The organism is Stenotrophomonas sp. 05L44_2 (genome assembly GCF_056665995.1).
In genome coordinates, this window is sequence record NZ_JBFTNR010000075.1 from 1 (window position 1) to 11538 (window position 11538).

Annotated in this window: 13 protein-coding genes; 6 read left to right on the top strand and 7 right to left on the bottom strand. The window is 68.1% G+C overall.

The window, feature by feature from the left end; genetic code table 11:
- The 4 genes from AC1VAN_RS04245 to dapB form a co-directional block, all read right to left on the bottom strand.
- Nucleotides 1-459 (bottom strand): carbamoyl phosphate synthase preATP-grasp domain-containing protein (locus tag AC1VAN_RS04245; protein WP_480985326.1); only part of this gene is annotated, 459 nt, incomplete at its 3' end.
- A gap of 54 nt (nt 460-513) precedes the next feature.
- Nucleotides 514-1062 carry a hypothetical protein gene (locus AC1VAN_RS04250; protein WP_442252244.1) on the bottom strand — a complete coding sequence of 183 codons (549 nt, stop codon included), beginning with the start codon at nt 1060-1062 and terminating at the stop codon, nt 514-516.
- Nucleotides 1062-2192, bottom strand: a complete 1131-nt coding sequence (carA, locus tag AC1VAN_RS04255) for a glutamine-hydrolyzing carbamoyl-phosphate synthase small subunit (protein WP_442252245.1) — start codon at nt 2190-2192, stop codon at nt 1062-1064. Before carA ends, AC1VAN_RS04250 begins: the two co-directional genes overlap by 1 nt.
- A 195-nt stretch (nt 2193-2387) precedes the next feature.
- Nucleotides 2388-3128, bottom strand: coding sequence for a 4-hydroxy-tetrahydrodipicolinate reductase (gene dapB, locus AC1VAN_RS04260; protein WP_480985327.1), 741 nt, complete (start codon nt 3126-3128; stop codon nt 2388-2390).
- A 159-nt stretch (nt 3129-3287) separates the two neighbouring features.
- Here dapB and AC1VAN_RS04265 point away from each other — a divergent pair, with 159 nt between their 5' ends.
- Both AC1VAN_RS04265 and AC1VAN_RS04270 read left to right on the top strand, forming a co-directional pair.
- Complete coding sequence (locus tag AC1VAN_RS04265) at nt 3288-3683, top strand: MerR family transcriptional regulator (RefSeq protein WP_059064101.1); 396 nt, start codon at nt 3288-3290, stop codon at nt 3681-3683.
- A gap of 55 nt (nt 3684-3738) precedes the next feature.
- Nucleotides 3739-4320: an NAD(P)H-dependent oxidoreductase gene (locus AC1VAN_RS04270; protein ID WP_140227034.1), complete on the top strand. Its 582-nt coding sequence runs from the start codon at nt 3739-3741 to the stop codon at nt 4318-4320.
- A 204-nt stretch (nt 4321-4524) separates the two neighbouring features.
- Here AC1VAN_RS04270 and AC1VAN_RS04275 read toward each other — a convergent pair whose 3' ends face one another.
- The 3 genes from AC1VAN_RS04275 to AC1VAN_RS04285 are packed head-to-tail and all read right to left on the bottom strand — an operon-like array spanning nt 4525 to nt 6892.
- On the bottom strand, nt 4525-4779 hold the full coding sequence (locus AC1VAN_RS04275; RefSeq protein WP_025874739.1) for a DUF6587 family protein: 255 nt from the start codon (nt 4777-4779) through the stop codon (nt 4525-4527).
- Nucleotides 4779-6641, bottom strand: coding sequence for a ferrous iron transport protein B (gene feoB, locus AC1VAN_RS04280; RefSeq protein WP_480985328.1), 1863 nt, complete (start codon nt 6639-6641; stop codon nt 4779-4781). Before feoB ends, AC1VAN_RS04275 begins: the two co-directional genes overlap by 1 nt.
- Nucleotides 6638-6892, bottom strand: a complete 255-nt coding sequence (locus AC1VAN_RS04285) for a FeoA family protein (protein ID WP_025874743.1) — start codon at nt 6890-6892, stop codon at nt 6638-6640. The genes feoB and AC1VAN_RS04285 overlap by 4 nt, the downstream gene beginning before the upstream one ends.
- 120 nt (nt 6893-7012) lie before the next feature.
- Between AC1VAN_RS04285 and AC1VAN_RS04290 the strand changes: the two genes are divergently transcribed.
- The 4 genes from AC1VAN_RS04290 to AC1VAN_RS04305 form a co-directional block, all read left to right on the top strand.
- The gene (locus AC1VAN_RS04290) at nt 7013-7801 is read left to right on the top strand and encodes an enoyl-CoA hydratase-related protein (RefSeq protein WP_033831003.1); all 789 of its coding nucleotides are present in this window, start codon (nt 7013-7015) and stop codon (nt 7799-7801) included.
- A gap of 1 nt (nt 7802) precedes the next feature.
- Nucleotides 7803-8189 (top strand): VOC family protein, encoded by a 387-nt coding sequence (locus AC1VAN_RS04295; protein WP_442251836.1) that lies wholly within the window; start codon nt 7803-7805, stop codon nt 8187-8189.
- 170 nt (nt 8190-8359) lie between these two features.
- Nucleotides 8360-9253 (top strand): hydroxymethylglutaryl-CoA lyase, encoded by an 894-nt coding sequence (locus AC1VAN_RS04300; RefSeq protein ID WP_033831001.1) that lies wholly within the window; start codon nt 8360-8362, stop codon nt 9251-9253.
- A partial coding sequence (locus AC1VAN_RS04305) for a sensor domain-containing protein (RefSeq protein WP_480985329.1) occupies nt 9250-11538 on the top strand: 2289 nt, incomplete at its 3' end. The genes AC1VAN_RS04300 and AC1VAN_RS04305, both read left to right, overlap by 4 nt.

Consider the following 11538-nt stretch of genomic DNA (forward strand, 5'->3'; position numbering starts at 1 on the left):
GTCCAGGGTATGGGCAACGGCAGCGGTCGGGCACTCCAGGCCGATCTCGCTCATCGCCACGCGGAACAGCTCGCGGTCTTCGGCCATCATGATCGCTTCGCGCTTGGCGCCGATCAGCTCGACGTTGTACTTCTCAAGCACACCGTTGTCGGCCAGGTCCAGCGCGCAGTTCAGCGCGGTCTGGCCACCCATCGTCGGCAGCAGCGCGTCGGGCTTCTCCTTGGCGATGATCTTCTCGACGGTCTGCCAGTTGATCGGCTCGATGTAGACGGCGTCGGCCATCTCCGGGTCGGTCATGATCGTGGCCGGATTGCTGTTGACCAGCACCACGCGGTAGCCCTCATCTCGCAGGGCCTTGCAGGCCTGGGCGCCGGAGTAATCGAACTCACAGGCCTGGCCGATGACGATCGGGCCGGCACCGATGATGAGGATGGTCTTGAGGTCAGTGCGCTTGGGCATTTTCTTCTCTAAGTCAGTACAGCGTGACAAGGGGGAGTGATCGCACGCTGTCGATCAGGAAATCTCTTCGGGTTTCAGCGCAATCCCGCACTGGTCCTGCAATCCCTGGCTCAGTTTCACCGCAAATTCGTCAGGGACGCTCATTGCATCGAAACCAGCATCCAGGCGCTTGAAGGACGTACTGCCGAGAAAGGCGTCGAATCCGGCGGCGTACGCCTCGTCGTTGACGTTGACCGACGCGTCCGCTGCCGACTCCGGGAGCGCGCCGGTGAGGATCAGGTAACCCTTTCCGGACGGTGTGGCCAGGAAGCGCGACCAGTCCGCGACGATCACGTCACCGTCCTCGCCAAGGCTGTTGATCAACGACTGGCGCGCATGAACGTAGAAGAACGACTGGATGGAGGTGCGGGCGCATTGGCGATCGCTTTCGGCCAGCGCTTTGAGCGTTGGCACCTCCTCGACCATCATCGCCGCCGACGACGCACCGACCGAGTCCTTCTTCAACGTGTGCAGCAGCGCGTCCATGTCCGCAGCGGACGCCGGCGCAGCCTGTGCCGCACCCGCGGCGCAGCACAGCGACAGCAGCAGAGCGGCGCTGCGCATCAAGCCTTCGCCTCGGCCATCAGGGTCACGAAACGATCGAACAGCGGACCGACGTCATGCGGGCCCGGCGAGGCTTCCGGGTGGCCCTGGAACGAGAACGCCGGCACATCGGTGCGGGCGATGCCCTGGTTGGTGCCGTCGAACAGCGAACGGTGGGTCACTCGCAGCGTGGCCGGCAGACTGGCTTCATCGACCGCGAAGCCGTGGTTCTGCGAGGTGATCATCACCCGGCCGCTGTCCAGGTCCTGCACCGGATGGTTCGCGCCGTGGTGGCCATGGCCCATCTTGATCGTCTTCGCGCCCGAGGCCAGGCCCAGCAGCTGATGGCCCAGGCAGATGCCGAAGGTCGGGATCTTCACGTCGATGAAGGTCTTGATCGCGGCGATCGCGTAGTCGCAMGGYTCSGGGTCRCCSGGGCCGTTGGACAGGAACACGCCGTCCGGCTTCAGCGCCAGCACTTCAGCGGCCGGGGTCTGCGCCGGCACCACGGTGACCTCGCAGCCGCGCTCGGCCAGCATGCGCAGGATGTTGGTCTTCACGCCGAAGTCGTACGCCACGACCTTGTACTGGGCCGGCACGCTGACGAAGGCGTTGGCGTCCAGGTCCAGCTGGCCCTCGGTCCAGACGTAGGTCTTGTCGGTAGTCACGACCTTGGCCAGATCCATGCCCTTCAGGCCCGGGAACTTGCGGGCCGCTTCCAGTGCCTTTTCCGCATCGATGCCGTCGCCGGCCATCAGCGCGCCGTTCTGGGCGCCCTTCTCGCGCAGGATGCGGGTCAGCTTGCGGGTGTCGATGCCAGCGATGGCGACCACGCCACGCTGGATCAGCCAGTCCTGCAGCGACACCTGGCTGCGCCAGCTGCTCGGGCGGCGCGGTACGTCGCGCACGATCAGGCCGGCCGACCACACCTTGGACGCTTCATCGTCCTGGTCGGTCATGCCGGTGTTGCCAATGTGCGGATAGGTCAGCGTGACCATCTGCCGGGCGTAGGACGGGTCGGTCAACACTTCCTGGTAGCCGGTCATGGCGGTGTTGAACACCACTTCACCGACGGACAGGCCGGGCGCGCCTACGGATTCGCCCTCGAATACGGTGCCGTCTTCGAGGACGAGGATTGCGGCTTGGGTCACGGAATTCTCACTTTGGCTACCGAGGGGGTGCCGAAGTCACGCCTGCGCTCACGGAAATCCGGTTGCAAAAAAGCGCGGACGTACGGTCTGGGACCGGTCCGGCTTTCGTGATTCGGCGAGTGCGAATTGTAGCGGTGCCGGGGCGCTCGCGCCAGCGGTTATCGCCATTCATGAACAGGCGATTGCGCATTCATTTCAATCCGGGGCCGTATGCAGGCACCCAAGGGTAGCGCCCGGGCCAGCCCTGCCAGCCGCCCGGCCCTGCAGCTGGCGAGCGGCAAACAGCGCCCCGCGGGCAAAGATGTCGCGGTTGGTGGCCCGGTGCACCAGCTCGATGCGCTCGCCCAGGCCGGTGAACTGCACCAGATGCTCGCCGACGATGTCTCCGGCGCGCAGGCTGGCGTACTGCGGCTCGGCTCCGCCCCGCTGCGCCGCGGCACCCAGGGTCAACGCCGTGCCCGAGGGAGCGTCCTTCTTCTGCGTATGGTGCGATTCGACGATGTCGCAGTTCCAGCCGGCCAGCGCCTGCGCTGCACGTTCCACCAGCTCATCGAGCACCGCCACGCCCAGGCTGAAGTTCGACGCCCACACCAGCGGGATCTTCGCCGCCGCTGCTTCCAGTGCCTGGCGCTGCACACTGGAAATACCGGTGGTGCCCGATACCAGTCCTGCACCGCGCTCCACGCACAGTGCCAGCAGCGCATCGAAGCCCTCGGGCAGGCTGAAGTCGATCGCCACATCGAACACCGGCGCCCCCGGCAACTCGCTGGCCGCGAAGAACGGCACGCCGTCGATCACCCGCTGCGCCGGCGCGCGGCCGGTCACCGCAGCGACGATCTGCAGGGAATCAGGATGTTCGGCGGCCAGCCGCAACAGGGCCTGGCCCATGCGCCCGGAGGCGCCGTGAATAAGCAATCGCAGGGGAGTCTGGTTCATGCACGCAGGCTAGCGGCAGCACGCATGGTCCGGCAAGCACTGTCGCTGCTACGCTGCGTGCCCCTTCAAGCGCTGGCCCGCACCTCATGCACCTTTGCAAACCGCCCGCGCCAAGCGCTGAAGCCATCATGCCGCCTGCGCGGATGCAGGGCTGAAACGGTGCGCATTTCCGAAGTCGCCCGCCGTACCGGCGCCAGCGCCAAGGCCATCCGCCTGTACGAGGCACGCGGCCTGCTGCCGCCAGTGCCGCGCCTGAACCGCTATCGCGACTACAGCGAGCAGGACGTGGCCTGGGTGCAGCTGATCCGGCAGGCACTGGGGCTGGGCATCGGCTTGGCCGCCATCACCCGCCTGCAGCGTGGCGACGGCCAGCTGGACTGGCCAGCCGTGCTCGCCCTGCTGGAACGCCAGCGCACTGCGATTGCCGCCGAGCGCGAGCGGCTTGCCCGCGTCGAGGTCGAACTGCAGCAGGTGGGTGACGAGCTGCGGCAATGGCTGCAGCAGGGCGATGGCACCTGCGTGCTGGTTCCCGCTGGCTGCCCTGGCGGGGTTTGACTCTGCCCTTGGGGCATAGCGCAACGTCGGTCGCCTTCCAGCCTCCGAGACTGCCGTGTCCCGTTCCATCCTGATCCTGCTTGGCCATCCCGACCGCGACAGCCTGTGCGGCGCCCTCGCCCAGCGCTACGCGACCGCCGCCCGCAACGCCGGCCACCGCGTGCACATGATCGCCCTGGGCGACCTTCAGTTCGACCCGGTGCTGCGCCACGGTTATCGCCAGATACAGCCGTTGGAAACCGACCTGCAGGATGCAGCAGACGCGATCCAGGCCTGCGACCACCTGGTGCTGGTCTACCCGACGTGGTGGGGCGCGATGCCGGCACTGCTGAAGGGCTTCTTCGATCGCGTGCTGCTGCCGGGCTTCGCCTTCCGCTACCGTCGCGATTCGGTGTGGTGGGACCGGCTGCTGGCGGGGCGCAGCGCGCGGGTCATCACCACGCTGGATACGCCGCCCTGGTACTACCGCTGGATCTACCGCGATCCGGGCATCACCCAGATCCGTGCCACCATCCTTGAGTTCTGCGGCATCCGCCCGGTGCGGGTCAGCCGGCTGGGCCCGGTGCGCAGTAGCACGCCGCAACAGCGCGAACGCTGGTTGGCACTGGCAGCGGAGCTTGGCACCCGGGCAGGTTGAGGCATCGCCGCGAACCGGTCGCCTCACCCTGCCTGCAACGTAGATCCAAGTCCTGCGTGGATGATCAATTCCGACACCGCTGGAGGGCAGCGCTGGGGATGGGTAGATCCACGCCATGCGTGGATGATCAATCGGCAGTGCGGACCAAGGTCCGCACCCACCAGGGAAGGTCCGCACTCACCAGGGCAGCGCCCAGACGCCTCTCTAGTGCTGCTTCGGCGGCGTCGGTCCGCAGCTGTCGCAGCCGCCGCACGCACCGCCACCGCCAGTGGCCGGCGGCGCGATCTTCCGGCCCAGCGCCTGCAGCCAGGCCGCACGGCCCGGCTTCAGCAGCGCCAGTGCCAGCGCGCCGCGCAGCTTGCGCACGGTGCCGGGCGCCTGCTTCTTCAACACCACCCACGCACTGACCAGCACGGCCACCGCGATGATCAGGTACTGGACCAGCAGGCCGGCATCCATCAGCCGCCTCCCAGCGCCACGGTCACCTGGTAGGTGATCAGCGCCGCGACATAGGCGGCAGCAAACAGGTAGAACGCCGAGAAGCCCATCGTCTTCCACGAGTTGGTCTCGCGCTTGATGGTGGCCAGCGTCGAAATGCACATCGGCGCGTAGATGAACCACACCAGCAGGGCCAGGCCGGTAGCCAGCGACCAGCCGTCGGCCACCACCGGCGACAGTGCGGAGATCGCCGCATCATCATCGGCGGCCGACAGCGCATACACCGTCGCCAGCGAGGACACCGCTACTTCGCGCGCAGCGAGGCCCGGGATCAGCGCGATGCAGATCTGCCAGTTGAAGCCCAGCGGCGCGAAGATCGCGGTCATCGCGTGGCCGATCTGGCCGGCGTAGCTGTAGTCGATGGCCGGCATCGTCGCGTCGGCGGGCGCGCCCGGGAACGACAGCAGGAACCACAGCAGGATGGTCAGCGCCAGGATGATGCCGCCGACACGCTTGAGGAAGATCATGCCGCGCTCGTACAGGCCGACGGCGAGGTCGCGCGGATGCGGAATGCGGTACGACGGCAGCTCCAGCATCAGCGGGTGCTCGCTCTTGTCGCGACGCCACTTCTTCATCACCCACGACATCACCAGCGCGCTGAGGATGCCGGCCACGTACAGGCCGAACAGCACCAGGCCCTGCTGGTTGAAGATGCCGATCCTGCCGGCCGGTATGAACGCACCGATCAGCAGCGCATATACCGGCAGCCTTGCCGAGCAGGTCATCAGCGGTGCCACCAGGATCGTGGCCAGGCGGTCACGCGGGTCCTGGATGCTGCGGGTGGCCATGATGCCCGGCACCGCGCAGGCAAAGCTGGACAGCAGCGGGATGAACGACCGCCCCGACAGGCCGGCCGCCGCCATCATGCGGTCCAGCAGGAACGCGGCGCGTGGCAGGTAACCGGACTCTTCCAGCGCCAGGATGAAGGCGAACAGGATCAGGATCTGCGGCAGGAACACCACCACGCCGCCCAGGCCGGCGATGATGCCGTCGGTCAGCAGGCTGGTCAGCGGACCCGCCGGCAGCACGCTGGCGGCCAGCTCACCCAGCCAGGCAAAGCCGGCCTCGATGCCATCCATCAACGGCGTGGCCCAGGCGAACACCGCCTGGAAGATCAGGAACATCACCACCACCAGCGTGATCAGGCCGAACACCGGATGCAGCAGCCAGCGGTCCAGCGTGTCGTCGATCTTCGCCGTCCGTGCCGGCATGCGTACGGCTGCGGCCAGGATCGCGCGCACCTGCGCGTGGTAGTCCACGCCGCTCTCAACGCCGGCCAGCGGCGCATCCAGGTGCGGCACCATCGTATCCAGGCGTTCCACCAGTGCACGCGCGCCCTGCTTGCGTACCGCCACGGTTTCCACCACCGGCACACCGATCTCGCGCTCCAGCGCGGCCACATCGATCTGGATGCCGCGGCGCTGCGCGGCGTCGACCATGTTCAGGGCGATGATCATCGGCTTGCCCAGCTCGCGCAGTTCCAGSRCGAAGCGYAGGTGCAGGCGCAGGTTGGTGGCGTCGATCACGCACAGAAGGACGTCCGGCGCGGCCTCACCCGGGTAGAACCCCCGGCACAGGTCGCGGGTGATCGCCTCGTCCAGGCTGGCCGGCTGCAGGCTGTAGGCGCCCGGCAGGTCGAGCACGGCGAACTCGCGGCCGGACGGCGCACGCAGGCGGCCTTCCTTGCGCTCAACGGTGACGCCGGTGTAATTGGCGACCTTCTGCCGACTGCCGGTCAGCTGGTTGAACAGCGCGGTCTTGCCGCTGTTGGGGTTGCCGACCAGCGCGATGCGCAGCGGGGCGGCGGTTGCGGTGGCGCTCATGCACGTCCCTCCTGGCTGGCCGGGTCGATGACCACGCGCCGGGCCTCACTGATACGCAGCGCGAAACGGGTGAACCCGACCTGCACCAGCAGCGGCTCGCCACCAACCGGGCCTCGCGCCACCAGGCGCACTTCCTCACCCTTGACGAAGCCCAGCTCGCGCAGGCGCCGGGCGATGGCATCGTTGGCATGCAGGTCCTGCACGGAATCGACCACGGCCGAGGCGTGCAGGGGCAGTTCGGACAGCGTCATCTAGCGTGTTCTCTGCTGGATGTAAATGGTTCTCGATTCTAACATTCCCGCGTCGCGTCATGGCCCATGACCAATGGCCCGCTATGATCCATACAGGTATGGAGCAACCCCCGGAATCCCATGAACGATGCTTTGCAGATCGAGCGCAACGGCGCTGTCCTGACCCTCTGGCTGAACCGGCCGGAGCTGCACAACGCCTTYGACGCCGGCCTGATCGCCCGGCTGACCGCAGCCCTGGAAGCGGCCGGCCGCGATGACACGGTGCGCACGGTGGTGGTGGCCGGCCACGGTGCCTCCTTCTCTGCCGGTGCCGACATGCAGTGGATGCGCGGCATGGCCTCCGCCAGCGAGGCCGACAACCGTGACGACGCCCTGGCCCTGGCCCGGCTGATGCGCACCCTGGACGAGCTGCCCAAGCCCACCCTCGCCCGCGTCCACGGCGCGGCCTTTGGTGGTGGCGTCGGCCTGGTGGCCTGCTGCGATATCGCCATCGCCACCAGCGCCGCCCGCTTCGGCCTCACCGAAAGCCGCCTGGGCCTGCTGCCGGCAGTGATCTCGCCCTATGTGATCGAGGCCATCGGCAGCCGCCAGTCCCGCCGCTGGTTCGCCACCGGCGAGCACTTCGACGCCGACACCGCCCTGCGCATCGGCCTGATCCACCAGTTGGTGGAGCCCGAACGCCTGGACGAGGCCGTGCAGCGACAGCTTGCCCTGCTCGACAAGGCCGGGCCGATCGCCTCGGCTTCGGCCAAGCTGCTGGTCCGGCAGGTTCGCGACGCCCATGATCGCGACAGCCTGGACCGTGACAATGCCGCCCTGATCGCCCGCCTGCGGGTATCGGCCGAAGGCCAGGAGGGCCTGGGGGCCTTCCTCGACAAACGCGCGCCGCACTGGGTCACGGAGGCCTGACATGCTGGACCATATCGGCTTGAACAGCGGCGACCTGCCGCGCAGCAGTGCCTTCTTCCTGCAGGCGCTGGCACCGCTGCAGATCGGCGTGGTGATGGAGGTCAGCGCCGAACAGACCGGTGCCCACGACCACGTGGGTTTCGGCAACCACGGCAAGCCGTTCTTCTGGCTGGGCAATGCGGCGCCGCTCAGCCAGGGCGTGCACGTGGCCTTCGTCTGCGCCGAACGCGCCCAGGTTGATGCCTTCCACGCCGCTGCGCTGGCCGCAGGGGGGCGCGACAATGGTGCGCCCGGCCTGCGTCCCTGGTACCACCCGGACTATTACGCCGCCTTCGTGATCGACCCCGACGGCAACAACATCGAGGCGGTCTGCCACCTGCCCGGGTAGACCCCTGCGTCGCCACCAGGCGCAGGCGTGGCCGCTTGTGCGACCCGCCTGCGTATCTCATCTGGCAGCCCGGCGAAGACCGGCCGCCCCCGTTTCCCAGGAACCGTCGTGACCCCAGCCGATCCCATCCGCCCTGCCCGCCCCGCCCCGCTTTTCATGGGGGTGCCGCGATGAGCGATTTCGTCCGCATCGTCGAGGTCGGCCCGCGCGACGGGCTGCAGAACGAAAAGCAGGCCGTGGCCACCACCGACAAGATCGCCCTGATCGATCGCCTGTCGGCCACCGGCCTGCGTACGATCGAGGCGACCAGCTTCGTCAGCCCGCGCTGGGTCCCGCAGTTGGCCGATGCTGCCGAGGTCTATGCCGGCATCCAGCGCCGCGCGGGCATCGCCTATCCGGTGCTGGTGCCGAACGAACAGGGCTACGACCGTGCGCGCGCCGTCGGCGTGCAGGAAATCGCGGTGTTCACCGCTGCATCGGAAGCCTTCAACCGCACCAACACCAACGCCGGCATCGATGAATCGCTGGCCCGCTTCGAGCCGATCCTGCGCCGCGCGGCCGCCGACGGCGTGCGCGTGCGTGGCTACGTCTCCACCGTGCTCGGCTGCCCGTACCAGGGCGAGGTACCGCTGGCCGATGTGGTGCGCGTCGCCCGCGCACTGCACCAGATGGGGTGCTATGAGATCTCGCTGGGTGACACCATCGGCGTCGGCACGCCACGCAAGGCCCGCGCGATGCTGCAGGCGGTGGCTGCCGAGATCCCGATGAGCGCACTGGCGGTGCACTTCCACGATACCTACGGCCAGGCCATCGCCAACATCGCCACCTGCCTGGAAGAAGGCGTGCGCGTGGTCGACAGTGCGGTGTCCGGTGCCGGCGGCTGCCCGTACGCGAAGGGCGCCAGCGGCAACGTGGCCAGCGAGGACGTGGTGTACCTGCTGCAGGGGCTGGGCCTGGAATGCGGTGTCGACCTGCCGTCGCTGGCCGAGACCGGCCGCTGGCTGGCCGGACTGCTCGGCCGCGCGACCGCCAGCCGCGTCGGGCAGGCGCTGGCAGCGACATGAACGACAGCGGCCCGCGCGACCGTCCGGCCATCGGCGATACACCCGCCGCAACCGACGTCGCGCTGGCCGCTCTGGACGCGGCGCTGGCTGCTTCGCCGCCGCCGGCCCAGGCCAGGCTGCTGCGCCAGGCACGGCAGGCGCTGGCCGATGCGCAGCAGCGCGAACTGGATACCCAGGCCCGCTATGCCGCGTTGTTCGACGCCGTGCCCGACCCGGTCAGCATCCTCAGCGCCGAAGGCGTGGTGCTGGACGTCAACCGCGCCGGCATCGTCGCCTACGACCGCCCGCGCGAGGACATCGTCGGCCAGCCGATCGAACTGCTCAATCCCGACCTGCCCAGCGACCATCTGCAACCGGTGTGGGAAGCACTGAACCGCGGCGACACCTACGTCATCGAAGTGACCAACATGCGCGGTGATGGCAGCCGCTTTCCGGTGGAGGTGCACTCGGCCGGCTTCCAGGACCGCGGCCAACCCTGCATCGTCGCCGTCGCCCGCGACCTGAGCGGGCGCTGGCGCGCAGAGTCGCGCTATCGCCTGTTGATGGAATCGATCGACAAGGGCGTGATCCTGTTCGACCGCGACCTGCGCGTGCTGTCGGCCAACCCGGCCGCACATCGCATCCTCGGCCTCACCGGTGGCGGCGTGGGCTTGAACGCGATGCTCGATCCCGAAGCGTGGATCATCGTCGACGAGCATGGCCACCCGTTGACCCAGTCACAGTGGCCGACCAGCCGCTGTTTCCAGGCCGGGCGGGTGATCCGCAGCACCATCATCGGCCTGTACCACCGCCCGCGCGGACGCATGCTGTGGTTGTCCACCACCAACGTGCCGGTGTTCGGCAACGGCTGCGACCAGGCCGACCATGTCTATGCGATGTTCAGTGACATCACCGAACTGAAGCGCAACAACACCCTGTTCGCGCGCGCGCAGTCACTGGCCCATATCGGCGGCTGGGAGTGGGATCGCGGCCTGCAGCGCCTGTACCTCACCGATGAAGCGCGGCGCATCGTCGGCCAGCCGGCCGACCTGGAGGACATGCCCGACCTGCTGGACTGCCTGCGCAGCGACGACCGCGCCGCCCTGCAGCAGGCGCTGGCCGATACCATCGAACACCGCAGCAGCTTCGGCCTGGAGCTGCAGGGCCAGCGCCGCGATGGCCACTCGTTCTGGATCCGGATGATCGGCGAGGTCTCGGCCGGCGATGTCGATGCCGCCCGCATCACCGGCACCGTGCAGGACATCACCGAGCGCAAGCASGCCGAGGAAACCCTGCGCGTGCAGGCCCGCACCGACCCGCTGACCGGAATCATGAACCGCGATGCGGTGCTGAGCGACCTCGGCGTGCGCATGGACAGCCCCAGCCACGACCGCGTGGCGGTGCTGTACATCGACCTGGACCGCTTCAAGGTGGTCAACGACCTGCTTGGCCACAACGCCGGTGATGAACTGTTGATCGAAGCGACCCGGCGCATCGCCACTGCGATCGGCACCGAAGGCCTGCTTGCACGCTTTGGCGGCGACGAGTTCCTGGTGATCTGCGACCTGCGCGACCAGCCGGACCAGGCCGAACAGCTGGCCGAGCGCATCACTGCGGCGTTCTCGGCACCGTTCCAGCTGGGCAGCGACGAGTTCCCGGTGACCGCCAGCATCGGCATCGCCCGCRCACCGCGCGATGGCAACCGGCCGCAGCAGCTGATCCAGAACGCCGACACGGYGATGTACGAGTGCAAGCGCCGCACCCGCAACGGTTGGCAGGTGTTCTCCCCGGAACTGGCACAGCGCCAGCATGACCGCCTGCAGATCGAGAGCCGGTTGCACAAGGCCCTCGATGGCGACGAGTTCCACCTGGTGTACCAGCCACAGGTCAACCTGCGCAGCGGCGCCACCATTGCCTGCGAGGCGTTGATGCGCTGGCACAACACGCAGCTGGGGCAGATGCGCCCGGACCTGTTCATCCGCCACGCCGAGCACACCGGCGACATCGTGCGCATCGGCCAATGGGCGCTGCGCGAAGCCTGCCGGCAGGTACGGCAATGGCAGGACGACGGGCTCGGCCTGGTGCGGGTGGCGGTCAACGTGTCCTGGCGCCAGTTCGTCGGTGAGGATCTCGCCCGCTGGGTGCGGCAGGTGCTGGACGAATTCGGCCTGCCCGGCAGCGTGCTGGAACTGGAGTTCACCGAGCGGGTGCTGATCGAGGATGCGCCGGACACCCTGCGCACCTTCGCCCGCCTGCGCGAAATGGGGGTGATGCTGACCATCGACGACTTCGGCGAAGGCTACAGC